The organism is Clostridium zhoujianii, assembly GCF_051590805.1.
Classification (GTDB): domain Bacteria; phylum Bacillota; class Clostridia; order Clostridiales; family Clostridiaceae; genus Clostridium.
The window spans coordinates 95,223-119,253 of record NZ_JBPUTF010000006.1; the positions used below are offsets into that span (position 1 = coordinate 95,223).

Annotated in this window: 27 protein-coding genes; 3 read left to right on the forward strand and 24 right to left on the reverse strand. The window is 30.8% G+C overall.

Annotated elements, in window-relative coordinates; translation table 11 throughout:
• Positions 1–45: 45 nt before the first annotated feature.
• The 12 genes from proC to ACSYT2_RS18190 form a co-directional block, all read right to left on the reverse strand.
• Complete coding sequence (gene proC / locus ACSYT2_RS18135; RefSeq protein WP_438385377.1) at positions 46–846, reverse strand: pyrroline-5-carboxylate reductase; 801 nt, start codon at positions 844–846, stop codon at positions 46–48.
• Positions 847–868: 22 nt separating this feature from the next.
• A complete protein-coding gene (locus ACSYT2_RS18140) occupies positions 869–2,203 on the reverse strand; it encodes a replicative DNA helicase (protein ID WP_430858016.1) in 1,335 nt (444 codons plus the stop codon).
• Positions 2,204–2,222: 19 nt separating this feature from the next.
• On the reverse strand, positions 2,223–4,121 hold the full coding sequence (gene lonC / locus ACSYT2_RS18145; protein ID WP_430858015.1) for a Lon family ATP-dependent protease: 1,899 nt from the start codon (positions 4,119–4,121) through the stop codon (positions 2,223–2,225).
• Positions 4,122–4,133: 12 nt separating this feature from the next.
• Positions 4,134–4,580 carry a 50S ribosomal protein L9 gene (gene rplI / locus ACSYT2_RS18150; RefSeq protein ID WP_430858014.1) on the reverse strand — a complete coding sequence of 149 codons (447 nt, stop codon included), beginning with the start codon at positions 4,578–4,580 and terminating at the stop codon, positions 4,134–4,136.
• Between the two features lie 2 nt (positions 4,581–4,582).
• Positions 4,583–6,526, reverse strand: coding sequence for a DHH family phosphoesterase (locus ACSYT2_RS18155; protein WP_430858013.1), 1,944 nt, complete (start codon positions 6,524–6,526; stop codon positions 4,583–4,585).
• 21 nt (positions 6,527–6,547) lie between these two features.
• Positions 6,548–6,868 carry a MazG-like family protein gene (locus ACSYT2_RS18160; RefSeq protein ID WP_430858012.1) on the reverse strand — a complete coding sequence of 107 codons (321 nt, stop codon included), beginning with the start codon at positions 6,866–6,868 and terminating at the stop codon, positions 6,548–6,550.
• A 212-nt stretch (positions 6,869–7,080) separates the two neighbouring features.
• Positions 7,081–7,326 (reverse strand): 30S ribosomal protein S18, encoded by a 246-nt coding sequence (rpsR, locus tag ACSYT2_RS18165; protein WP_430858011.1) that lies wholly within the window; start codon positions 7,324–7,326, stop codon positions 7,081–7,083.
• A 25-nt stretch (positions 7,327–7,351) separates the two neighbouring features.
• Complete coding sequence (locus ACSYT2_RS18170) at positions 7,352–7,810, reverse strand: single-stranded DNA-binding protein (RefSeq protein ID WP_430858010.1); 459 nt, start codon at positions 7,808–7,810, stop codon at positions 7,352–7,354.
• 15 nt (positions 7,811–7,825) lie between these two features.
• Positions 7,826–8,113 carry a 30S ribosomal protein S6 gene (rpsF, locus tag ACSYT2_RS18175; protein ID WP_430858009.1) on the reverse strand — a complete coding sequence of 96 codons (288 nt, stop codon included), beginning with the start codon at positions 8,111–8,113 and terminating at the stop codon, positions 7,826–7,828.
• Between the two features lie 99 nt (positions 8,114–8,212).
• A complete protein-coding gene (locus tag ACSYT2_RS18180; RefSeq protein WP_430858008.1) occupies positions 8,213–8,407 on the reverse strand; it encodes a DUF951 domain-containing protein in 195 nt (64 codons plus the stop codon).
• Between the two features lie 12 nt (positions 8,408–8,419).
• Complete coding sequence (locus ACSYT2_RS18185) at positions 8,420–9,301, reverse strand: mechanosensitive ion channel family protein (RefSeq protein WP_438385392.1); 882 nt, start codon at positions 9,299–9,301, stop codon at positions 8,420–8,422.
• Positions 9,302–9,316: 15 nt separating this feature from the next.
• A complete protein-coding gene (locus ACSYT2_RS18190; RefSeq protein ID WP_430858006.1) occupies positions 9,317–9,556 on the reverse strand; it encodes a putative Se/S carrier protein in 240 nt (79 codons plus the stop codon).
• An 813-nt stretch (positions 9,557–10,369) separates the two neighbouring features.
• Here ACSYT2_RS18190 and ACSYT2_RS18195 point away from each other — a divergent pair.
• Together ACSYT2_RS18195 and yyaC are read left to right on the forward strand one after the other, a co-directional pair.
• On the forward strand, positions 10,370–11,527 hold the full coding sequence (locus ACSYT2_RS18195; RefSeq protein ID WP_438385378.1) for an aminotransferase class V-fold PLP-dependent enzyme: 1,158 nt from the start codon (positions 10,370–10,372) through the stop codon (positions 11,525–11,527).
• A gap of 52 nt (positions 11,528–11,579) precedes the next feature.
• A complete protein-coding gene (gene yyaC / locus ACSYT2_RS18200; protein ID WP_430858003.1) occupies positions 11,580–12,182 on the forward strand; it encodes a spore protease YyaC in 603 nt (200 codons plus the stop codon).
• Between the two features lie 33 nt (positions 12,183–12,215).
• On the opposite strand, the gene ACSYT2_RS18205 is transcribed toward yyaC, so the two are convergent.
• The 12 genes from ACSYT2_RS18205 to rpmH form a co-directional block, all read right to left on the reverse strand.
• Positions 12,216–12,743, reverse strand: a complete 528-nt coding sequence (locus ACSYT2_RS18205) for a DUF4446 family protein (RefSeq protein ID WP_430858002.1) — start codon at positions 12,741–12,743, stop codon at positions 12,216–12,218.
• A gap of 37 nt (positions 12,744–12,780) precedes the next feature.
• Positions 12,781–13,635, reverse strand: coding sequence for a ParB/RepB/Spo0J family partition protein (locus ACSYT2_RS18210; RefSeq protein WP_438385379.1), 855 nt, complete (start codon positions 13,633–13,635; stop codon positions 12,781–12,783).
• Positions 13,636–13,647: 12 nt separating this feature from the next.
• Positions 13,648–14,412 carry a ParA family protein gene (locus ACSYT2_RS18215; protein ID WP_430858000.1) on the reverse strand — a complete coding sequence of 255 codons (765 nt, stop codon included), beginning with the start codon at positions 14,410–14,412 and terminating at the stop codon, positions 13,648–13,650.
• 162 nt (positions 14,413–14,574) lie between these two features.
• The gene (gene noc / locus ACSYT2_RS18220) at positions 14,575–15,357 is read right to left on the reverse strand and encodes a nucleoid occlusion protein (protein ID WP_430857999.1); all 783 of its coding nucleotides are present in this window, start codon (positions 15,355–15,357) and stop codon (positions 14,575–14,577) included.
• A 132-nt stretch (positions 15,358–15,489) separates the two neighbouring features.
• Positions 15,490–16,209, reverse strand: coding sequence for a 16S rRNA (guanine(527)-N(7))-methyltransferase RsmG (gene rsmG / locus ACSYT2_RS18225; RefSeq protein ID WP_430857998.1), 720 nt, complete (start codon positions 16,207–16,209; stop codon positions 15,490–15,492).
• 14 nt (positions 16,210–16,223) lie between these two features.
• Entirely contained in the window at positions 16,224–18,113 is a 1,890-nt protein-coding gene (mnmG, locus tag ACSYT2_RS18230) for a tRNA uridine-5-carboxymethylaminomethyl(34) synthesis enzyme MnmG (protein ID WP_430857997.1), read from the reverse strand.
• A gap of 11 nt (positions 18,114–18,124) precedes the next feature.
• Positions 18,125–19,504 carry a tRNA uridine-5-carboxymethylaminomethyl(34) synthesis GTPase MnmE gene (mnmE, locus tag ACSYT2_RS18235; protein ID WP_430857996.1) on the reverse strand — a complete coding sequence of 460 codons (1,380 nt, stop codon included), beginning with the start codon at positions 19,502–19,504 and terminating at the stop codon, positions 18,125–18,127.
• 306 nt (positions 19,505–19,810) lie between these two features.
• A complete protein-coding gene (jag, locus tag ACSYT2_RS18240; protein ID WP_438385380.1) occupies positions 19,811–20,443 on the reverse strand; it encodes an RNA-binding cell elongation regulator Jag/EloR in 633 nt (210 codons plus the stop codon).
• Positions 20,444–20,485: 42 nt separating this feature from the next.
• Entirely contained in the window at positions 20,486–21,280 is a 795-nt protein-coding gene (gene yidC / locus ACSYT2_RS18245) for a membrane protein insertase YidC (protein WP_438385382.1), read from the reverse strand.
• A gap of 27 nt (positions 21,281–21,307) precedes the next feature.
• On the reverse strand, positions 21,308–21,517 hold the full coding sequence (gene yidD / locus ACSYT2_RS18250) for a membrane protein insertion efficiency factor YidD (RefSeq protein WP_430857993.1): 210 nt from the start codon (positions 21,515–21,517) through the stop codon (positions 21,308–21,310).
• The gene (gene rnpA, locus ACSYT2_RS18255; protein ID WP_438385384.1) at positions 21,489–21,866 is read right to left on the reverse strand and encodes a ribonuclease P protein component; all 378 of its coding nucleotides are present in this window, start codon (positions 21,864–21,866) and stop codon (positions 21,489–21,491) included. The genes yidD and rnpA overlap by 29 nt, the downstream gene beginning before the upstream one ends.
• A 61-nt stretch (positions 21,867–21,927) precedes the next feature.
• Positions 21,928–22,062 (reverse strand): 50S ribosomal protein L34, encoded by a 135-nt coding sequence (rpmH, locus tag ACSYT2_RS18260; protein ID WP_003373622.1) that lies wholly within the window; start codon positions 22,060–22,062, stop codon positions 21,928–21,930.
• A gap of 539 nt (positions 22,063–22,601) precedes the next feature.
• On the opposite strand from rpmH, the gene dnaA reads away from it, so the two are divergent.
• Entirely contained in the window at positions 22,602–23,957 is a 1,356-nt protein-coding gene (dnaA, locus tag ACSYT2_RS18265) for a chromosomal replication initiator protein DnaA (protein ID WP_430857991.1), read from the forward strand.
• Positions 23,958–24,031 lie beyond the last annotated feature (74 nt).

The window sequence follows — 24,031 nt, forward strand, 5'->3', positions numbered from 1 at the left end:
AAAGAAGTTAAGTGCTGTATTACTTAACTTCTTCTTATATACTTATCACATTGATTTAGATTTATCTGCACATTTAACCATTGCTTCTATAACAGTAGTTCTTAACCCTTGCTTTTCAAGCTCTGCTACTGCATCTATTGTTGTTCCAGCTGGAGAGCAAACCATATCTTTTAATTCTCCTGGATGCCTTCCTGTCTCCAAAACCATTTTAGCTGAGCCTAGAAGGCTTTGTGAAGCCATCTTATATGCTTTAGCTCTAGGTATTCCAAGCTTAACTGCACCATCAGCCATTGCTTCAATAAACATGAATACATAAGCTGGTGATGATCCACATAATGCTATAAATCCATGAAAATCTTTCTCTTCTAACTCTACACATTCACCAAAACTTTCAAATATATTAAATATATAATCAAGCTCTTCTTTTGTTATAATTACGTTAGGACACACAGCAGACATAGCTTCTCCTACAAGTGCTGGAGTATTAGGCATAGTTCTAACTATCTTATAGCCTTCTCCTAGCCATTCCTCCATATCATCAATAGTTATTCCTGCTGCTATAGTAACTATAAGCTTATCCTTTGATAGATAGCTTCTAATTTCATCTATAACTTTCTTATACATATTAGGTTTTACTGCAAGAAATAGAATATCTGCTTCCTTTGCTACAACCTTATTATCTAAAGTAGTATTAACCTTTAAATTTTCTTTTAAGCTATTAGCTGATTCTTCTGTTCTTGTAGAGATAATTATATCTTCTGGTCTTTGAAATCCAGAATTAATTAATCCTCCAACCATAGCCCCACCCATGTTGCCACAGCCAATAAATCCAATTTTTTTATTCATTATAAATCCCCCAAATCACTTGTTATTCTTGATGAACAACATCTAAATCTCCAAACTTACTAAGTTGACCTAAGAAGGCCATCTTTACAGTACCAACTGGGCCGTTTCTCTGTTTTGCAATTATACACTCAGCAGTATTCTTATCTTCAGTTTCTCTATTATAATACTCATCTCTGTATAAAAACATAACAACATCGGCATCCTGCTCTATAGAGCCTGATTCTCTTAAATCCGAAAGCATTGGTCTATGGTCAGCTCTTTGTTCTGGAGCACGTGATAACTGTGATAATGCTATAACTGGACATTCCATTTCTTTAGCTAGCGCCTTAATAGATCTTGATATTTCAGATACCTCTTGTTGTCTACTTTCAGAAGAAGATCCGGACATTAATTGAAGGTAGTCAATCATAATTAAATCTATACCATACTCCATCTTAAGTCTTCTGCATTTAGATCTCATTTCCATTACAGATACACCTGCTGTATCATCTATGTACATTTTAGCTTTAGATAAAGGCCCCGTAGCCCTCGCTATATTTTCCCAATCCTTATCTTCAAGAGCACCTGTTCTAAGCTTAAGTAAATCTACATTTGCTTCAGAACATAATAACTTATATGCTAGCTGCTCCTTAGACATTTCTAGTGAGAATATAACTACACTCTTACCTTCTCTTAGTGCTGCATGTTCTGCAATATTCAAGGCAAATGTTGTTTTTCCCATTGAGGGTCTGGCAGCTATAAGCACCATATCCCCCTTTTGGAAACCAGATGTCTTTGCATCTAGATCTTTGAATCCTGAACTTACTCCTGTGATTTCTCCCTTGTTATTAAATAGTCTTTCTATTTCAAGGAAACCTCTTTCTAGTACAACATTTAATGGTTCAAAATCACTAGTCGTTCTTTTTTCTGCTATATCAAATATCTTCTTTTCAGCCTGATCTAAGACTTCCTCTACTTCACCTTGCTTATTATAACTATCCTCAATAATTGTTGTAGCTGACTTAATAAGCCTTCTTAAAATAGACTTTTCTTCAACTATCTTTATATATGAAGATAAGTTTGCAGTTGTAGGTACTGATGAGCTTACTTCAGTAATGTATGTTACTCCACCAGCTCGTTCTAATTGATCAGTTGATTTCAAATATTCTAATAGGGTCAGAAGGTCAACAGCCATATCATTCTTAAACATTTCAAATATTGCCCTATATATAACTTTATGACCATCCCTATAAAAATCATCTTCTCCTAATTTTTCTGCCACTTGCGCTATTGCAGATTTATCTATAATCATAGACCCTATTACAGACTGTTCCGCTTCTATACTTTGTGGCAAACTTCTCATTACTGGAGCGTCCAAAAGTAACCCTCCCCTCTTCTTATTTAAATACTATTTCTAATAATTCTTCTATATCACTGACAGCTTTAACATCAATATCTGTTAAGCCTTTTGGTATTTCTTTTTCATTATCCTTCGGAACTAATACTAGCTTTATTCCTTTTCTTCTAGCTCCATATACCTTTTCAAATATTCCTCCTACAGGTTTTATCTTTCCTCTTAAAGAAATTTCTCCTGTAATTGCAATATCTTGTCTTAAAGGTTTATTTAATAATGCGCTTATAACACATACAGTTATAGCTGCACCTGCTGAAGGTCCATCTATCTTTCCTCCACCAACTACATTTACATGAATATCATAATCTCTTATATCTTTATCAGTAAATTTTCTAATAACCGATGCTGCATTATATACAGAGTCTTTTGCCATAGAACCTGCTGTTTCATTAAATCTTACTGATCCTACACCCTTTTTCTTTGCTGGGAATACAGCTGCTTCTATTTCTAAAGTTGAACCAATAAACCCACTTACACCTAATCCGTATATATGACCTATTTCAAATTTATCAGTATAATCATCTCTTTCAAAAGGAGTATATCTACCTATTGAAATTACTTCTTCAACATCACTAAGTTTTATTTCAAAACCTTCAACCTCTGCTCTCTTTTCACTATATAAAGCAAATCCATAAGCATCAGTTAAAATATTTACAGCTTTTCTCCCCTCAATAGTATATCTACTAATATATTCAGCAACACCTTCTTCAAGTTTTACCTTTAACTTATTAGCAGCGTTTATAACTATTTGTTGTATATCTGTTGCAGCTAATGGTTCAAAATATACTTCTGTACATCTTGATCTTAAAGCAGGATTTATTTCTCCTGGCTCCCTTGTTGTTGCTCCAATTAAAACAAAATCTGCTGGTGCCCCTTTGTCAAATAAATACTTAATATACTTAGGTGTATTTTCATCATCTGGATCGTAGTATGATGAGGAGAACTCCACTCTCTTATCTTCTAAAACCTTTAATAGCTTATTTTGAAGTATATTATCTAACTCTCCAATTTCATCTATGAATAAAACTCCACCGTGAGCCTCTGTAACCAACCCTGGCTTTGGTTCTGGAACTCCTATATCAGCTAAATCTCTTTTACTTCCTTGATATATTGGATCATGTACTGACCCTAATAAAGGATTTGTAATCTCCCTCGGATCCCATCTTAATGTAGTTCCATCAACTTCAACAAACTTAGAATCATCATCAAATGGGGTAAAATTTAATTCTCTAGCTCTATTTAATGCTATTCTAGCTGCTGTAGTTTTACCAACCCCTGGAGGTCCATATAAAATAATATGTTGCGGATATGGTGATGATAACTTAGAAATAAGAGATTTAATAGCTCTCTCTTGACCTACTACTTCATCTAAAGTTTCTGGCCTTAAAACGCTCATTATATTCTTATTCGTTACTTTTTCATCAAGATTAACTAAATCCTCATACTTCTTTTTAGTCTTATTATTTTCGCTGCCCTTCTGCTTTTTTATAACAGAAAGTCTTACTTCGTCTATATACTTTTCTTGCTTTTCCATAATAGACTGTTCTACTTTAGATTCAATCTGATTTTGTACGTACTTACGAGCAATCTCTTCAGCTATCCAATCCACTGTATTTTCTAAAACCTTATTTACTTCTTCCTCTTTAGGTATAACATCCATACCCTTTCCATCTGAGGCTATCATATTTAATGCATATGCTCTTTCACAAACATTTGCTGACTTTGTATACTTTTGTAATTTATATTTTACTGTCCTTGCTCTAACTGCTCCTTGATCTAAAACATTATTTAATATCTCAAATAACACATTAATCTGAGCTTCTTGAGACAAGTTTCCATCTAATACTTCTTGTAAGAAGCTTGCTTCCTCATGAAACTTCAATATTACTCCTCCTTAATTTTGTGGAACAATAATAACTTTCATCTTAGTCGACACTTGAGGATATAACTTAACTTCTATTTCATATCCGCCAACGATTTTTATTGTATCCATTACTATTTTTTTCTTATCTACTTTTATTTTGTATTGAGCATCTATTAATTCTGCTACATCTTTACTCGTAATTGCTCCAAATAGCTTACCACCATCTCCAGCTTTAGCAGTTATTCTTATTTCTTTGCCTTTTAGCTCTCCTGCTAGCTTTTGTGCTGCTTCTATTTCAGCCAACTTTTGCTTTCTTTCATTTTCCTTTTGATTATTTAATATGTGAAGACTTGCATCTGTAGCTTCTTGAGCTAATTTCCTTGGAAATAAAAAGTTTCTCGCATATCCATCTGATGTATTAATAACATCACCTTTTTTACCTATCTTTTTAACATCTTGTAATAAAATTACTTTCATGTCTATTCACCCACCCTTAAATGTTTTGTCATTGAATCTTTTAGTTTTTCTATAACTTCATCTATAGTAATACCAGATAATTTTGCTCCTGCAATATTCATATGTCCTCCGCCTCCCAAGGCTTCTAACACCACCTGTACGTTAATATCACCTACAGATCTACCACTAATATAAATATCATCATTTATATTAGCTAGAACAAAGCAAGCTAAAATACCTGAAATATTAAGCATTTCATCTGCTGCTTTTGCAACAATAACTGTATCTACATTATTAGGACATACAGCTATAGCTGTATGATTTTCATTATCTACTTCCGCAGATTTTATAGTTTCTGCAATTAATAGATAATCTTCCAAATTATCAGTAAACATCTTCTTTACTTGTATGGTATCAGCTCCCATATTTCTTAAAAATGAAGCTGCCTCAAAAGTTCTTACTCCAGTTTTGAAGGAAAATCCTTTAGTATCCATAACTATCCCTGCTAATAAACCTTCAGCCTCTACAGTTGTTAGATTAGGCTTATCAACAATATATTGAATTATTTCTGTGATCATTTCTGACGTAGATGATGCATATACCTCTATATAATTTAGTAATGCTCCTCCTATTATATCAGGACTTCTTCTATGATGGTCAATTATAACCTTTCTTTTTGCTCTTTCAACAATATCTACATCTGAAACATAGCTCTTATTGTGAACATCTACAACTATAATTAATGTTTCATCATCCAATTCTTTATTAGCCTCTTCTAAAGATATAAACCTACCTTTATATCTTTCATCCTTTGCTAATTTTCCTAAGAAGTACTCTATTGGATTAGTATCATTATTTAATATAATATTACATTCCTTACCAAGTTGTTTAATAACAGAGGATAATGCAATAGCAGCCCCAAAACAATCCATATCAGGATTCTTATGACCTAATATATATACTTTACTGCTTTCATATATTAATTCCTTTAATGCATGCGATACTACCCTTGCTCTTACTCTTGTTCTCTTTTCAATTTCTTTAGTATTTCCACCAAAGAACTTTATATCTTCATTATCCTTTACTACAACTTGGTCTCCACCTCTACCTAAGGCAAGCTCTTTTGCTACTGTAGCAAAGTTGTTATTCTCTAATGGAGATATACCACCTCTACCAATTCCCATACTTAATGTAACTTCTAATTTATTTCCTTTATTTATAGTAGAAATTTCATCTAATATAGGAAACTTTTCTTCTATCTGTTCCTTGATATACTTATCCTGCACTGATAATATATATTTATTTGTATCATATTTTCTTATCATTGCATTAATTTTATGTGCATATGCATTAATCATTCTTTCTACTTCCGCTACAACTAATGGTCTATTATTCTCTTCTGTTGTATCCAAAGCCTCATTTAAATTATCTACTTCGATTAACACTACACTTTCTTTTGTACTATCCAAACCTACTAAATCACTTATATCGTTAAAGTATACAAGTATAAAAACATCTTTATCTCTAACTATTCTAGTGCTATGAATATCATATAACCTACTATTATATTTTAATCTTTGGTGTGATGACTCTTCATTCCTCACTACTTTATCTATATTCATACCCCTAGCTATACTTACGATATTCTTACCTAATAGCTCCTCGCCTTTTTTCAGATCGTTAAATCTTTCATTATGCCAAACAATTTCTCCATTTTCTTTAATAAGCGCCACTGGTAATGCTAAATTGCATAAATTACCGGATACACTCTTATCAATAGAACTAGTAAATTGTTTCATGTCACTTTCTTTTTTCCAATATATATTTAGGGTATAGAAATTATCTATTAAATATACCAAAAATATTATTGCTCCAATAGCAACGTAGCCTTTATAGCAGGAAGCTACAGATAGAGTAATTAGTGCAATAGGCTTTAGATATGGCTTAAGAACTTTAAGTCTTTTCATATACTAGCCTCCTGTAAGATACTAATCTCTTCTCTTGCTTATATAACTTTTTAATTCACTTAAACTCTTTCCATCTTTCTCAACTTCATCTTCTGCTTTTATCCCCATATCTAATTTATTTTTCATTGTATGATCAATCTCAGATAATGAATATCCTAACTTCTCCCCTAGTACATAAAGAATTATTATAGCACCTGATATACAATCAATTATAGCATCTTGAGCTACATTAGTTCCTTTAGTTAATAATCTAAAAAATTCACCTACAATACAAAGTAATTGAGCTTTCAAGTTTTCTATTATTTTAACATTTGCCATTATGTTAAGTTCCTTGTGTTTCATTGAATTCACCCCTATTTTTCCTTGTATATATATTGTAGTTTTTTTTACTAACTATTGCAACATATGTTATAGGTTTTTACCATAATATGTATTGATGCATACCTTTATTAATTATAGTATTTACAAAAAGTATAAAAAAGAAGCCATAAAGCTTCATATAATAATATTTATTTTAATAAAAAAACCTCTGATAAAATCAGAGGTTATTATTACTATTCAGTTGTGAATGGTAATAATGCTATGTTTCTTGACTTCTTAACTGCTGTAGTTAATTCTCTTTGGTGCTTAGCACATGTTCCAGAAATTCTTCTTGGTAATATCTTACCTCTTTCTGTAACGAACTTTCTTAACTTAGCAACATCTTTGTAATCTATATTTTCAGCTTTATCTACACAAAAAGCGCAAACCTTTTTTCTAGATCTTCTCATTTTGCCGCCTGGTCTTCTAGCATCTCTCATTACTTTTTCCTCCTTACCTTGAAATTTAGAATGGCATATCTCCATCATCTACAGGAGTTATGTCATCATTGAAGCTCGCTCCACCGAATGCATCGTTGTTTGAGTGAGCTGAATAATCAGAATTTGAATTTCCGTATCCACCATTGAATGAATCTGCATTTTCCCTAGCTCCACCGTTGCCTGAACCAATGAACTCAAAGCTTTCTACTGCAACATCTGTAGTATATCTCTTTGTTCCATCTTGAGCATCATAGCTACCTGTTCTAATGCTTCCAGTAACAGCTATTTGTCTACCTTTAGTAAGGTATTGGGATATTGTTTCTGCTGTTTTACCAAATGCTACGCAATTGATAAAGTCAGTCTCATCCTTCTTAAAAGGTCTTGTAACAGCAACAGAAAATCTACTAACAGCAGTACCGCTGCCAGCTGCAAACCTTAATTCTGGATCTTTTGTAAGTCTTCCAATAAGAATAACCTTATTCATTACAATACCTCCATATTAAGCTTCTTCTTTAACGATGATGTGTCTGATAACTCCATCAGTAATTCTAAATATTCTATCTAATTCTCTTGGTAATTCTGGACCAGCAGTAAAGTTTACTAGAGTATAGTAACCTTCGTTTACTTTTGCAATTTCATAAGCAAGCTTTCTCTTACCCCAGAAATCAACATTTTCAACAGTTCCGCCACCATTTTCTATTACACCCTTAAATTTTTCGATATTAGCTTTAACAGCTTCTTCGTCAAATGATGGGCTTAGTATGAATATAGTTTCGTACTTTCTCATCTAATTCACCTCCTCCCCTCGGACTAACGGCTGTACTTTGTACAGCAGGGATTACAATTAATAATTTTAACACCTAATTAGTTTTTTTTCAAGTTTTTTTTACACTTCAGAGGTCTTTACAATCTTTTTTGCACCTTTTACAAATTTTGCCCTTGGAATCATTACTATTCTGCCACATCCTGTACACTTTATCTTAATATCTGCTCCCACTCTTATGACTTCAAATTCATGAGTACCACAAGGATGTTGTTTTTTCATTTCTACTATATCACCTAAATTAAAAGTCTCTACCATATTAAATGCCTCCTACTCTTCTTTTTGTATAAACTCAGTTTTTGGATATGGTATCTCTATACCTTCCCTATCTAATGCTAACTTTATTTCCTTTCTTAATTCTCTCTCCATTTTCCATTGCTTTAATGGCTTACTTCTACCAGATACCCTTATTGTTACACTTGATGGATTTAGTGAGTTTACTCCTAACACCTCTATTGGCTCTGTTACTTCATCATTTCTTTCTTCAAAGTTCTTACACACATTAGATATTATATCAATAGCATTATCTATATTATCCTCATATGCTATTTCTATATCTACAATAAACCTTATATTACCTCTTGAATGGTTGGTTACTTGAACTATTGATCCATTAGGTATAAGGTGTATATCACCTGTAAAATCTCTAATAACAGTTGTCCTAATTCCAATTGTCTCTATTATTCCTGTAAATGTACCTATTGTAACATGATCACCAACTCCGTATTGATCTTCAAAGAGTATAAAGAATCCATTTATTATATCTTTAACTAAACTTTGTGCTCCAAATCCCAGAGCAAATCCACCTACACTGGCTAGTGCTACGGATACCCCCTTAAAGAAATCAGATAATAGTATTGCTGCTCCAATAAAATATGTCATGTACTTCAATATACTTTTTAAGACTTCTCCTATAGTTAATGCTTTTTGAGTATCCATTGAAAATTTCGTATTACTTTTAATTTGCCTATCTACAAATTTATTAATCAACCTATTTCCAATCTTAATAGTAAAATACATTAATAATAATACTACTATTATCTTTATTCCTTTTCCTATTAGGTATTCTATATCTGAAATACTAATCTCTATAATACCTAAATCCAAACTAGTAGCTTCAGTCTTGAAATTAAATAATGCACCCAATTTCATATTAATCACCTATCTTTATTTTATTAATTTAAAACCCTCACTATCTTTCATATAGATATTTTTATACTCAACAATATTAGAATCAATAATGTCTTCTATTATATCTATTTCACTAAATCTAGTACATATGCCACAACTTTGTGTTATTGAAGTTGGTGTGGGCATTATTTTAAAGTCATATCCCTTCTCACTAAGCTTCTTATCTGCTTCCATTGCCTCGTGGGTATTTTTATATACTATAATATAATATTTCATATTATCCTCCTATAATTACAACTCTACATTTATATTATATATGTTTTTTCATATTAATAAAGTAAGAGTAATAGATTAATATTCTTTGTTAAATTAAGGTGAATTTTATTATATTTTACATTATAATTAGTAAGTAATATTAGAAATCTTAAGGAGCATATTATGATAAAACTAAGACATTTAGTAATAGGATTGTTAATAGGATACTTTACAGGATTTGGCGTTTCTATCCCCCTAGGGCCCTCCGGAATAGAGTCAGTTAATAGATCAATCACATTTGGCTTTATGGAAGGTTTCAAGGTTTCCATTGGGGCTATATTAGCTGATATAACATGTATACTTATAATAAACTTCGGTTTATTAAGTTTTTTTGCAATTGACACTTCCTTTGAAGGTGCTTTTTGGATACTATCAGGAATTATATTAATTATTTTTAATTATATCTCTAAAAGATATCCTACTAATTCCACTAGTATATTTAATAATAGAAAATTGGGGGGGACTATTTTCTGGTTACTTAATTACTTTATTAAATCCAATGACACTCTCATTATGGTTAGCGGTAAGCGGAACTGTTATGAGTGTTTGGAGGTCAAAGGGTAATTTATATTTCATCTGCTCTTTCCTTGCCATGGTGGTTGGAAGTTTAAGTTGGTTTGTGCTACTTAACTTTCTAGCTACAAAAGGTTTTAGACTTTTCAATAAAAATATAGCCAAAAAGACTTCCTCAATTCTAGATTATGTACTATTATTTTTAGGTATAGTCTTTGTAGTATATGGGACTATAAAATTATTTTGTTAGAAGGTGTCTTTATGGATGTATATTTAGATAATGCAAGTACGACATTCCCAAAACCTAAAATAGTGGCTGACTCAATATATGATTACTTAATCAATATTGGCGGTAATGCTAATAGATCAAATTATTCTAATTCACTTGAAAGTAATCGTCAGCTTTTATTAGCTCGTGAAAGAATATCTCAATTTTTTAATTATGATAAATGTGAAAATGTTATTTTCACTAATAATATAACTACATCTTTAAATCTACTTATAAAAGGTCTATTAAAATCTGGTGACCATGTTATATCTTCTTCAATGGAGCATAACTCTGTTCTTAGACCATTAATAGATTGTAAAGAAATTCTTAATATTGAGTTAGATATAATCCAAGCCTCAACGGAAGGATTTATTGATCCTAATGATATTAAAGGGAAAGTGAAAAGTAATACTCGAGCTGTTATTATTTCTCACGCTTCTAATGTAACTGGCTCAATTCAAAACTTAAAACTTATTGGCGAGATTTGTCGTGAATTTGATGTTTTTTTCATTATTGATACAGCCCAAACTGCTGGTGTCATAGATATTGATATGAAGAGTCTTAAAGCTGATGCTATTGCTTTTACTGGCCATAAAAGTCTTTTAGGACCTCAAGGTGTTGGTGGCTTTATCATTGATGATAAGCTTAATGATTCTTGTTCATCAATTTTAAGTGGTGGAACTGGCAGCTTATCACATTCACTTTATCAACCTACATTTCTTCCTGATAAATTTGAATGTGGTACATTAAATATGCCTGGCATAATAGGATTATCTAATGCCATTAACTATATAAATATAATAGGTAGAAATACTATAGAAGATAAAAATAAACTTCTAAGAGGCATCCTTTTAAATGGTATGCTTAATATAGATGGTATTACTGTTTATGGAGATACTAATAATAATAATAATTCTACTACCTGTATATCATTTAACTATAAGGACATAGATCCATCAGAAACCTCATTTTACTTAGATAGTAATGGAATAAAGAATAGAGCTGGTCTTCACTGCGCTCCTCTAGCCCATAAATCCATACATACTTTCCCAACGGGAACTGTTAGATTAAGTATTGGTTTTTTCAATACTAAGGAGGAAATAGACTATACTTTAACCGTACTAAATAAAATTGGCAAAAACCTCATATAAATGAATAATAGCCTCCTTTAATGGAAATAATTCCATTAAAGGAGGCTTTTTTATGGATAATTGTTTTTCAGTTGATTCTACCTCACATAACTCTTATGAAGCAATAAGAGATTATTTATATAAAGAGCTAAAGCCAATAGTGAAATCTAATCGCTCTATAATTTTCTTATGTATTGGTACGGATAGGTCTACAGGTGACTCTCTCGGTCCCTTAATAGGATATAAACTGCAATGCATAAAAAGAAAAAACTTTTATATTTATGGAACTTTAGAAAACCCAATACATTCAAAAAACTTACTTACAATTATGAATAGAATACATGAGAACTTTGATGATCCTTATATTATAGGTATCGATGCTTGTTTAGGCAGCTTTAATAATATAGGAAAAGTTTTTATTGATCATAAACCAGTTTTACCAGGTTTAGCTGTAAGTAAAGATCTACCTCCCATTGGAGAGATGAGTATAACAGGAATCGTTAATATTTCAGGTAGTTTTGAATTTATGGTTTTACAAAATACACGCCTCTATACTGTTATGTCATTAGCTGATTCTATATCTAATGGAATATACCACTTCATTTTAAAGAGTGTCGGTAATAAAAAAAATAATGATAATTTTATTAACGATATTTTTACTCTTCCTAACATATAAAAACTGAGTGAGAATTATATTCTCACTCAGTTTTTATTTTTTCTTTTTCACTTTTACATTAGCATCTTTATTTATTGCTTCATTTAAAACACAAATTTCTTCCTCAGATAAATCATATCTAGATATACCTTTATCTATAGGTTTTGCATAAGTTGTACTTTCTTGTCTTGCATATATACCAGTTAGCATTATTCCATCATTATTATCATCTAATATTGCTATTGAGAAACTTAAATCACTACCTACATCCTCGAAGGCTTTATATCTCATGATAGCAACCTTTTGAACACATTCTTTCATTTTGGATGATAGACTTTCACATTTCTCTAATGCAGTTTCTGAATTAGCATTAGCTTTTTCAATATTCTCCAGTTGTGATACTATTAATTCTTCTAAATTCTTATTACTAGCACCTCTCATTAATTTTCTATATCTATTTTCTAGTTTACTAATTGATTTGAATAAAACTATCACCAATATAAATAGAAGTAAGATTATTAATGCCATTCCTCCTAATATATACGGAAGATAATCATTTAAACTACTTATTAAACTTTCCACTTCTAGCTCATCCTTTCAAAATGTTTCACGTGAAACATTATAAATTAATTATGTCTAAAATTCTTTGAAGATCCTCTTCTGAATAATATTCGATTTCGATCTTACCCTTATTCTTTTTACTACTTAGATTAACCTTAGTACCAAAGTAATCTTGTAGCTTATTTCTTACATCTTTATAATAAGGATTTAATTCTTTTGACCTTTCTTCCACTTCCTTATTAGTTTGCTCATTTCCGAGTTTTTTAATAAGTCTTTCAAGCTCACGTACTGATAATTTCTCATCTATAGTTTTTTGTGCTATATCGTACTGTAAATCTCCATCATCAATTCCTAATAACGTTCTTCCATGCCCCTCAGTGATTATTCCCTCAATTAAATATTGTTGAACTCTTTCATCAAGGTTTGTTAGTCTCATAGTATTTGTAATTGTAGCTCTAGACTTACCTATTCTCTTACTAAGTTCTTCTTGAGTAAGATTAAAGTCTGATAATAACTTTTTATAAGCTAAGGCTTCTTCTATAGGATTTAAGTCTTGTCTTTGAATATTCTCAATTAACGATATTTCAAGTACTTCCTTATCAGTCAAATCCATAACAATAGCTGGAACTTCTTTTAAGCTAAGCATCTTTGCTGCTCGCCATCTTCTCTCACCGGCAACAATAATATAATTACTGCCTTTCTGCTTAAGTATTAACGGCTGTATAATTCCGTGATTCTTAATTGATTCAGCTAACTCAGCAATTTTTTCATTATCAAAAGCTTTTCTTGGTTGTTCTGAATTACTTTTAATTTTGTTTAAAGGAATTAATAAATTGCTTTCTTCCTTATTAGATTCTATATCATCAGGAATTAATGCTCCTAATCCTTTTCCTAAAGCAAATTTCTTACTCATTTAATCACCTATCTACTTTTGCCTTTCTAAAAACTCTTTAGTAAAGTTTGAATAAGATTCAGCACCTTTACATTTTTCATCATATAGCATAATTGGTAATCCGAAGCTTGGAGCTTCAGCTAATCTAATATTTCTTGGTATAGTTTGCTTAAATACCTTCTCATCAAAATACTTTTCGACTTCTTTGTATACTTCATTACTAAGATTAGTTCTAAAATCAAACATAGTCATTAGAACACCCTCTATTTCTAAATCCTTATTTAGTGACTTTTTAACTAATTGTATAGTGTTTATCAGTTGTCCTACACCTTCTAAAGCATAGAATTCACATTGTATAGGAATAAGAACCGAATTACTAGAAGTTAATGCATTAATAGTTAAAATTCCTAATGATGGTGGACAATCTATAAAAATAAAATCATAGTCATCCTTTACTTCTTCTACTTTCTTCAATAATATACGTTCTCTATCCTTCTTTTCAATCATTTCTACTTCTGCACCAGCTAATTCCATTGTCGATGGCGCAATATAAAGATTTTGTACTAAATCACTTCTTAGAATAACATCCTTTAACGGTGAATCTGATGTTAAAACATCATACATAGATAACTCTAGATTTCTTTTATCTAATCCTAATCCACTTGTCGTATTACCTTGGGGATCTATATCTATAGTTAAAACCTTATACCCTTCCATCGCTAGATAGGCACATAAATTAATGTTGGTAGTAGTCTTCCCAACTCCACCCTTTTGATTAAATACACAAATTACCTTCATATAAAGCTCTAATCAATAGAGCCTACACCCCCTTTCCATAATAATATTATATATATAATCATGTAATAATAAAAGAAGATTTATATAAAAAAAGCAGTATTCTCATCTTTTTCATTGAAATATATAAAAAGATGAAAATACTACCATAATTCAGTCGTTTTATTACATTTTATTCTTAGGAATATTAACAGTAATTTGAATATATTCTTCTGTATCGTTAAATTTATAATCGGCTGGTATATTAAACTTATCAAATACTTGCTTTATTGTATTAACATACAATTTCGCTGGAAAAACAGATTTAATTTTTTTCTTTCCTTTTCCACTTAATTGCTTACCAGCTATCTTTAATAATTCTTTATTTATTAATTCTTCTGTCTTCTTTACGTTTAAACTATTTTTAATAACTTTTCCAATAACCTTTAGTTGAAGAGCTTCATCTGGTAAACTTAATAGAGCTCTAGCATGTCTTTCTGTTAATGCATTTTCTAAACATAATGACCTTACCTGTGGAGATAATTTTAATAATCTTAGCTTATTCGCAACTGTAGATTGTTTTTTACCCATCTTTGTTGCTATTTCTTCTTGAGTAAAGTTATGATCATGCATTAAATTATAGTAGGCTTCAGCCTCTTCAATAAAATTAAGATCTTCTCTTTGCAAGTTTTCTAATAATGCAATTTGTGCTGATTCAGTATCAGAAATATCAACAATGGCGCAAGGTACTTCTGCTAATTCTGCAAGTCTAGCTGCCCTCCATCGTCTCTCTCCAGCTACAAGTTCAAATATTGCTCCACGTTTTCTAACAGTAATAGGCTGTATTATTCCATGCTCCCTAATAGATTGAGACAATTCCATTAAAGCTTCTTCATGAAAGTATTTACGTGGTTGGTATGTATTTGGAATTATATCATCAATCTTCACTCTTATTATTTCATTACTCATCTTGCTTCAACCATCCTTAATAAATTTACTTTATTGTCTAATTATAGATTCTATATCTGCCGTTAATTTCCTTCTTTTTACATTTATTTTTCGTTAGACAAATTGTTTTTAAAATTTTCATAATACAACATATTATTTTAGTGGTTTTTTAGTAATCATCCCTGCTTTTCTAGGAAATGACACAGGACACTCTTTTATCTTATTAACTACCACAATATTATGCTTTAAATCTGTATCTTCAATATCTAATTCAATCACTTCATGTAGTTTTCCACCTAAAGTTCCTATAGCATTTTTACAACCTTTTAGCTCTTCTTCAATTGCAGGACCCTTTAATGCTATAAAATTACCACCTACCTTAACATATGGTAAACAGAATTCAGATAAAACTGTCATATTAGCAACTGCTCTTGAAGTCGCTACATCAAATTTTTCTCTAAGATCATTATTTCTAGCGCCATCCTCTGCCCTAGAATGAATAGTTGTTACATTCTTTAATCCAAGCTCCTTAACAACAAGATTTAAAAAGTTAATTCTTTTATTTAATGAATCTAATAATGTAACCTCTTTGCTAGAGTCCATTATAGCAATAGGTAAACCAGGGAAACCAGCCCCTGTTCCTACATCTATTAATGATTTAGCTTCCTTTAACTCATTGCTCTTAAATGCTTTTATACAATCTATAAAATGCTTCTTTATAAAATCTTCATCCTCAGTTATTGCTGTTAGATTAATTTTTTCATTCCACTCTTGAACTAATCTCATATACTGAATAAACTGATCATATTGATTAGCAGTTAACTCCATCCCTACATCATTAGCTGCCTGTTTCATTATATTATAAAAACTCATCTTTACCTCCAGAGTTAATTACTTTCCTTATTTTTACCATATTGATGTTCTAAATAAATTAACAACACAGAAATATCTGCTGGGGATACCCCTGATATTCTAGATGCCTGCCCTATACTAATAGGTTTGATATTAGATAGTTTTTGTATTGCCTCTGTCCTTAGACCTCTAACATCTTCATACTTTATATTTTCAGGAATAAGCTTCTTTTCAAACTTTTTAAATTGTCCTACTTGCTCTAATTGACTAGCTATATATCCTTCATACTTTGCAATTATATTAACTTGTTCACCTATATCATCGCTTAAATCCTCTCTATCAACATCTAATTCTGCTAGAGAGAAATAGTCTAATTCTGGTCTCTTAATTAATTCATAAAAACTTATAGGCTTCTTTAACTCTGAAGATTCTAGTGATTGTAAGAACTCATTTACTTCTTTTCTATTTGTTACTTGAAGATTTTTTAACCTCTCAATTTCACTATTAATCTTATTTCTTCTTTCTATAAATCTCTTATATCTATCTTCCTTTACAAGACCAACCTTATATCCAATTTCAGTTAGTCTAAAGTCAGCATTATCTTGTCTTAATAGTAGTCTGTATTCAGCTCTAGAGGTCATCATTCTATAGGGCTCATTAGTACCCTTAGTTACTAAGTCATCTATAAGAACTCCTATATAAGCATCAGATCTTGTAAGTACTAAAGGTTCCTCTCCTTTAATCTTTAGTGTAGCATTTATACCTGCTATAAGACCTTGACATCCAGCCTCTTCATAACCTGAACTACCATTTAATTGCCCTGCTCCATATAAACCCTCTATATGCTTAAATTCTAACGTTGGTTTTAATTGAGTTGGATCAATTGAATCATACTCAATTGCATAAGCCGTTCTCATCATCTCAACATTTTCTAATCCTGGTAAAGTTCTTAACATCTTAATTTGAACATCTTCTGGTAATGATGAACTCATTCCTCCAACATACATTTCAAGTGTATCTTCTCCCTCTGGCTCAATAAATATTTGATGTTGAGGTCTATCAGGGAATCTCATAACCTTATCTTCTATAGATGGACAATATCTTGGTCCTATACCCTGAATAAGTCCATTATAAATAGGTGATCTACTGATATTTTCTTCAATTATTTTACGAGTTTCCTCATTAGTATATGTTAAGTAACAAGATACTTGATCTCTTGTTATATCATCACTCATAAATGAGAATGGTACTATCTTATCATCACCGCATTGCTCTATCATTTTTGAAAAATCAACAGAACGTTTATTTATTCTTGCAGGAGTACCAGTCTTAAATCTTCTTAAACTAATTCCTAAATCTAAGAGTGATTGAGATAAGTCATTTGCAGGGAATAACCCATTTGGTCCGCTATTATAACTTACATCACCAATTATAATTTTACCTTTTAAGTAAGTACCTGTTGCCAAAATTACTGCCTTACATTTAAATATAGCACCATTTTTAGTAACTACTCCTGTAACTTTACCATCTTCAACTAATAGTTCAGTAACCTCAACCTGTCTTACTTGAAGGTTCTCTTGATTTTCTAATACATTTTTCATTCTATTTTGATATTTTAACTTATCAGCTTGAGCTCTTAGGGAATGAACTGCAGGTCCTTTAGATGTATTTAGCATTCTACATTGGATAAATGTATCATCAATGTTTAAGCCCATTTCTCCGCCTAATGCATCTATTTCTCTAACCAAGTGCCCCTTTGCAGTTCCTCCTATATTAGGATTACAAGGCATCATAGCAATTGAATCAAGGTTAATAGTACATACTAATGTATTTAACCCCATTCTAGCAGCTGCTAATGAAGCTTCACACCCCGCATGCCCGGCACCAATTACAACTATATCAAATTCACCAGCATTATATCTCATTTTCTTTTCTCCTACTTTCCTACACAAAATTCACTAAATATTTTATTTACTAAGTCTTCTTCAAGCTCTGATCCAGTTATTTCTCCAAGGGATTTTAGCGCTGAAGTTACATATATTGATATCAAGTCTAAATACTCATTTAATTTTACTCTTTCTAAAGCAACTTGACAATTTTCAAGTGCTCTATAAAGTGCTTGCTTATGTCTACTATTTGAAATTATTAGGCTTTCAGTATCAACTTCTCCGCTAAAGAACATCTCTTTAATCTTTTCCTTTAACTCCTCAATTCCAAAACCAGTCATAGCTGAAATTTCTATTATATTACTTAAATTATCTAAATCTTCATTATGAATATTTGAATCTAAATCAACCTTATTAAGAAGAACAATATAATTTTTATCCTGTATGCTCTTAATTATTTCCCTATCTTCTTCATCTATAGCTCTTGATCTATCTAACATTAATACAACTAAATCTGCCTCATTTAGCTTTTCTCTAGACTTCTCTACCCCGATTCTTTCTACAACGTCCTCAGTTTCCCTAATTCCAGCGGTATCTGTAATCTTTACAGGAATTCCATCCAAACTAATGAACTCTTCTATAACATCTCGAGTTGTTCCAGGTATATCTGTTACGATAGCCCTTTTCTCCTTAAGCAGTGCATTTAATAGTGAAGACTTTCCAACATTAGGTTTACCAATTATTGCCATATTTAAACCTTCTCTTATTATTCGCCCCTCATTTGCTCCCTTAAGTAAGCTATTCATATCCTCTATAGCCTTCTGTAGTTGGTCTCCTACTCTTAAAGGTATAGTTTCATCTACTTCTTCATCATCCTCTGTAAAGTCCACTGAGTACTCAATTAAAGCTAATGTGTTTAACATATACTCTCTTAGCTTATTTATTTCCCGGGAAAGATCTCCTGAATGTTGCATAACTGCGGATTTCATCGAAAGATCAGTTTTTGCTCTTATTATATCCATAACAGCTTCTGCTTGACTTAAATCAATTCTGCCATTCAAAAATGCTCTTTTTGTAAACTCACCTGGTTCTGCTATTCTTGCACCTGATTTTATTATTTCTTCTATTACTCTATTAGTTGATACGACTCCACCATGGCAATTAATCTCTACTACATCTTCTGCGGTAAAGCTTCTTGGTCCTTTCATATAACTAATTATAACTTCATCTATAACATTATCCGTTCCAAGTTCATAGATGTGCCCATATTTCATAGTGTAAGTTTTCATATCTTTTACACTAGAATTGTTTTTACCCTTAAAAATTTTATCTATTATATCTAAAACCATGCTTCCAGACACCCTTATAATTGATATACCGCCCTCTCCTATAGGTGTAGCTATTCCGCATATAGTATCAAATTCTTTCATTAGTTATCCTCCTTAGAAGTAATTCTTCTATTCATATTATAACCCATTTAGACTAATATCCATTTTACAAAACATTAATTAATTAGTCAAAGAAATAAACGCAATTAAACACCCTAAATATTTTCATATTTAAAAGTAAATATATAAATTTCAAATACATTCTACATATATTTTATTAACTTAAAATAATACAGATATCAACTAACCTTGATTCCACTGGTATCTTCTTACTAATTAATATAAAAATAATTCTATAAGGTTATCTAACTTTTAACTAGGATCATATATAAATAAAAAAAGAAAGTCTTAACGACTTTCTTTTTTTATATCTACCACTATTCTTCTATAAGGTTCTTCACCTTCACTGTAAGTACGAATATCATCCTTACCCTGAAGTACAGAGTGGATAATCCTTCTTTCATAAGGATTCATAGGTTCAAGCTTGTAAGCTCTACCACTTCTCCTTACCTTATAAGCTGTTTTTTCTGCAACTCTTTTTAAAGTTTCTTCTCTTTTTTGTCTATAATTTTCAGTATCTAAAACAACTCTTTTATAAGAAGTTTCATGATTTTTATTAACTACTAATGATACTAAGTATTGTAGTGCATCTAATGTTTCGCCTCTATATCCAATAATTGTTCCCATATTAGATCCGGCAAGATTTATATAAATAATATTTCCTTCTTCTTCTATGCTAATTTCAGATTTAATATTCATACTTTCTAAAACTTGTCTTAAAAATACTCTTGCTTCCTCTATATAATCTCTTTTTACTGTAACCTTGATTTTAGCTGGTTTACCACCTATTAAATTAAATAACCCCTTAGAACCTTCATCAATTATTTTAATGTCAACCCTATCCTTACTAACATTTAATTGTTCCAAAGCCTTATTTAAAGCCTCATCAACGGTTTTACCCATCATTTCAATAGACTTCATACCACATACACCCACCTTTATAAAAATAAAGTTAAATTCTCACTACTTCTTTTTCTTCTTTTTCTTTTTGTTTGAACTACTTCCATCCTCATAGTTTGGCATAACAAATTTAGGAGCTCTTAAAGCTTCTTTTTCTGCCTCAACTGCTTCCGCTGCTTTCTTTTTTAGCATAGCAGGTCTATAGTTAACAAAATAAGTTGTAAATAATTGAATTACTCCACCTAATACCCAGTATATTACTAGGATAGATGGGAAGTTAAGTGCCATGAATCCCATCATTAATGACATACCTATATTCATAGGCCCCATATTCATTCCACCACTTTCAGATGAAGTAGGATTTGCCTTAGTCATTAAGTATGAAGGTATATATGTCATTATTGCTGATAATATTGGTAAAATGAAATATGGGTCTGGATTACCTAAATCAGTAAGCCATAAGAAACCTTGACCTTTTATCTCTGGCATATCCCAGAATACATAATATAAAGCCATAAGTATTGGTAATGGTAATAATGCTGGTAGGCATCCCCCTGTCATACTTATCTTTTTCTCTTTATATATTTTCATTACTTCCATATTTGCTTTTTGTGGATCGCTTTTATATTTTTCTTGAATTTTCTTTATCTCTGGTTGTACCTCTTGCATTTTTTGAGTTGATCTTGCTGACTTAATATTGAACGGTAATAAACATAATCTTATCAACACAGTTAATAGCGTAATCGCTAATACATATGATGCTCCTACGTTAGTTACACCTATCCCAACAACAAAATCATGTAACATATTAAATATTACTCTAAGAAAGTCTGTTATCGGTGCAAAGACATTCATCATAACTATATAATTCCTCCTATATAAATATTACTTAACAGGATCTAAACCACCCTTACTAAAAGGATTACACCTTAGTACTCGCCAAACTGACATAAATCCACCTTTAAATGCACCGTATTTTTCTATAGATTCTAATGCATACTGCGAACATGTAGGTATGTATTTACACCTTGGTGCACTCATTGGTGATATTCTTTTCCTGTAAAATTTAATTAGACTTATCATTATTCTCTTCATTATTATATAAGCCTGCCTTTTTGAATAAATTATCCATTGCTTTTTCAACTTGATGATAATTTTTATCCTTAATTCTTGTTCTAGCTACAAAAACAAAATCATATCCAAGTAGAAGATTTTCTTCCTTTAGTCTATAACTTTCAGTAATTAATCTTTTACTTCTGCTTCTTACTACGCTGTTACCAACTTTCTTACTTACAGAAATCCCTACTTTATTATATGTATTTCCTTTTGCATCTTTATTTCTTCTATTTTTAAATATATATAAGACCAATAAATCATTTGCTGATGATTTTCCTCTTCTATATACAGTTCTAAACTCAATATTTTTCTTTAATCTATAAACCATAGGTATTTCTATACTCCTTTTTTTCCTGCATTTGCAGAAAAAAGGCCACAAAATGCGGCCCTTATGCTGTTAACTTCTTTCTACCTTTTTGTCTTCTCTTTCTAAGAATGTTTCTTCCTGATTGAGTGCTCATTCTCTTTCTGAAGCCATGTTCCTTTTTTCTTTGTCTCTTTTTAGGTTGGTATGTCATGAACATTATCACTGCACCCCCTTCGATATTTATTTTTATAGTAAAAACTATACTTATCTAATTTTAAGTTACTTATTAATTATATATATATCCTATAAATGTGTCAAGAACGTAGTTAATTGTTGATAAATATATATAATACATATATTTTTGTGGATAACTTATTGAATACTTGTATTCGTATATGATATTATTATAAAGAGATTGTGAATAACTTGTTATTAACCAATAGTTATCCACACCTGTGGACAAAATTGTTGATAACTTGTTTAATTTTTAAAATTTTTTTAGCAATCTTTTATTATTCTTACTATAAATAGCCTGTTTTATTCAATTCTAGGCTGTTTATTATTACAATATAGATACTGTGGATATTTTTTTTATTTTATAATCGATTTTATTTTTATCCACATGTTAATAATAACAATGTACATTATCAACATAATATAAGTTATTAACATTACTTGTATATATGTTGTTATTTTGTTGTTGATAACTATATTTTATATAAAAAATTTTTATAAATATTTTTTGGAGGATATCGAATGGAAGCCGATCTAAAACAATTGTGGGAAAAAACATTAAATATTATAAAAAGCGAGATGAGTGAGGTCAGCTTTAATACATGGATTAAGAGCTGTGAACCAGTTTCTATATCGTCAGATACAATAAAGATTAGTGTTCCTAATTCCTTCACTCAAGATATTTTAGAGAAAAGATACAAAGATCTTGTAGCAAATTCTATTGAAGCTATCTGCTCAAAGTTATATAAGATAGATTTCTTAATTGCCTCTGATTTATCAACAGAAGAGTCTGATGACAATAAACCAACAATTAAGAAAAGAGAAAAAACTATCATTGTAAATGATGAACTTTCAGCTACATTAAATCCTAAATATACATTTGATTCTTTTGTAATCGGTAATAGTAATAGATTTGCACATGCAGCCTCTTTAGCAGTTGCAGAGTCACCTGCTAAAGCCTACAATCCTCTTTTTATATATGGAGGTGTTGGATTAGGAAAAACTCACTTAATGCATGCAATTGGACATTATATATTGCAAAATAATCCTAATGCTAAGGTAGTTTACGTTTCTTCTGAAAAGTTTACTAACGAACTTATTGAAGGAATTAAGGATGATAAAAATGAAGAATTTAGAAATAAATATAGAAATGTTGACGTTCTATTAATAGATGATATCCAATTTATTGCTGGTAAGGAAAGAACTCAAGAAGAATTCTTCCATACCTTTAATACATTACATGATGCAAATAAACAAATCATACTATCATCAGACAGACCACCAAAAGAAATACCTACATTAGAAGATAGACTTAGATCTAGATTCGAATGGGGTTTAATTGCAGATATTCAAGTTCCTGATTTTGAAACTCGAATGGCAATATTAAAAAAGAAAGCTGACGTTGAAAATCTAAATGTTGCAAATGAAGTAATGGTTTATATAGCTACTAAGATAAAGTCTAATATTAGAGAGCTTGAAGGTGCTCTAATTAGAATCGTTGCATATTCTTCATTAACAAATAGAGCAATTACCGTAGATTTAGCAACTGAAGCATTAAAAGATATCATATCTAAAAAACAAGGTAAGAATATTACTATAAGTATAATTCAAGATATTGTCTCTAGCTACTTTAATTTAAGAGTTGAGGAATTAACATCTCAAAGAAGAACTAGAAATGTAGCATATCCAAGACAAATTGCAATGTATTTAAGTAGAAAGCTTACCGATATGTCTCTACCTAAGATTGGTGAGGAGTTTGGTGGAAGGGATCATACTACAGTAATACATGCATATGAAAAAATTTCTGAAAATCTAAATACAGATGAGAGCTTACAACATACAATAGCAGACCTAACAAAGAAACTAACTCAAAATTAATTCACAACTGTACATAATAACTCTATAATAAGTTGTGGATAACTTCAAATCGTAAACTTTATAGTTAATACTGT

What these genes read in the sequence shown, in the direction of transcription:
- yidC (WP_438385382.1), bottom strand. Translation starts at nt 21,280, where the DNA reads ATGATGAATGTCTTTGCACCGATAACAGACTTTCTTAGAGTAATATTT.
- rpsF (WP_430858009.1), bottom strand. Translation starts at nt 8,113, where the DNA reads ATGAGAAAGTACGAAACTATATTCATACTAAGCCCATCATTTGACGAA.
- ACSYT2_RS18210 (WP_438385379.1), bottom strand. Translation starts at nt 13,635, where the DNA reads ATGAGTAAGAAATTTGCTTTAGGAAAAGGATTAGGAGCATTAATTCCT.
- rpmH (WP_003373622.1), bottom strand. Translation starts at nt 22,062, where the DNA reads ATGTTCATGACATACCAACCTAAAAAGAGACAAAGAAAAAAGGAACAT.
- mnmG (WP_430857997.1), bottom strand. Translation starts at nt 18,113, where the DNA reads ATGAGATATAATGCTGGTGAATTTGATATAGTTGTAATTGGTGCCGGG.
- rpsR (WP_430858011.1), bottom strand. Translation starts at nt 7,326, where the DNA reads ATGAGAGATGCTAGAAGACCAGGCGGCAAAATGAGAAGATCTAGAAAA.
- rsmG (WP_430857998.1), bottom strand. Translation starts at nt 16,209, where the DNA reads ATGAGTTTTTATAATATAATGAAACAGGCAGCTAATGATGTAGGGATG.
- ACSYT2_RS18160 (WP_430858012.1), bottom strand. Translation starts at nt 6,868, where the DNA reads ATGAAACACAAGGAACTTAACATAATGGCAAATGTTAAAATAATAGAA.
- rplI (WP_430858014.1), bottom strand. Translation starts at nt 4,580, where the DNA reads ATGAAAGTAATTTTATTACAAGATGTTAAAAAGATAGGTAAAAAAGGT.
- yidD (WP_430857993.1), bottom strand. Translation starts at nt 21,517, where the DNA reads ATGAAGAGAATAATGATAAGTCTAATTAAATTTTACAGGAAAAGAATA.
- proC (WP_438385377.1), bottom strand. Translation starts at nt 846, where the DNA reads ATGAATAAAAAAATTGGATTTATTGGCTGTGGCAACATGGGTGGGGCT.
- ACSYT2_RS18155 (WP_430858013.1), bottom strand. Translation starts at nt 6,526, where the DNA reads ATGAAAAGACTTAAAGTTCTTAAGCCATATCTAAAGCCTATTGCACTA.
- ACSYT2_RS18180 (WP_430858008.1), bottom strand. Translation starts at nt 8,407, where the DNA reads ATGGTAGAGACTTTTAATTTAGGTGATATAGTAGAAATGAAAAAACAA.
- noc (WP_430857999.1), bottom strand. Translation starts at nt 15,357, where the DNA reads ATGAGTAATGAAATAATAAGAGTGAAGATTGATGATATAATTCCAAAT.
- yyaC (WP_430858003.1), top strand. Translation starts at nt 11,580, where the DNA reads ATGGATAATTGTTTTTCAGTTGATTCTACCTCACATAACTCTTATGAA.
- ACSYT2_RS18195 (WP_438385378.1), top strand. Translation starts at nt 10,370, where the DNA reads ATGGATGTATATTTAGATAATGCAAGTACGACATTCCCAAAACCTAAA.
- ACSYT2_RS18170 (WP_430858010.1), bottom strand. Translation starts at nt 7,810, where the DNA reads ATGAATAAGGTTATTCTTATTGGAAGACTTACAAAAGATCCAGAATTA.
- rnpA (WP_438385384.1), bottom strand. Translation starts at nt 21,866, where the DNA reads ATGGTTTATAGATTAAAGAAAAATATTGAGTTTAGAACTGTATATAGA.
- ACSYT2_RS18190 (WP_430858006.1), bottom strand. Translation starts at nt 9,556, where the DNA reads ATGAAATATTATATTATAGTATATAAAAATACCCACGAGGCAATGGAA.
- mnmE (WP_430857996.1), bottom strand. Translation starts at nt 19,504, where the DNA reads ATGAAAGAATTTGATACTATATGCGGAATAGCTACACCTATAGGAGAG.
- jag (WP_438385380.1), bottom strand. Translation starts at nt 20,443, where the DNA reads ATGAAGTCTATTGAAATGATGGGTAAAACCGTTGATGAGGCTTTAAAT.
- ACSYT2_RS18215 (WP_430858000.1), bottom strand. Translation starts at nt 14,412, where the DNA reads ATGAAGGTAATTTGTGTATTTAATCAAAAGGGTGGAGTTGGGAAGACT.
- dnaA (WP_430857991.1), top strand. Translation starts at nt 22,602, where the DNA reads ATGGAAGCCGATCTAAAACAATTGTGGGAAAAAACATTAAATATTATA.
- ACSYT2_RS18185 (WP_438385392.1), bottom strand. Translation starts at nt 9,301, where the DNA reads ATGAAATTGGGTGCATTATTTAATTTCAAGACTGAAGCTACTAGTTTG.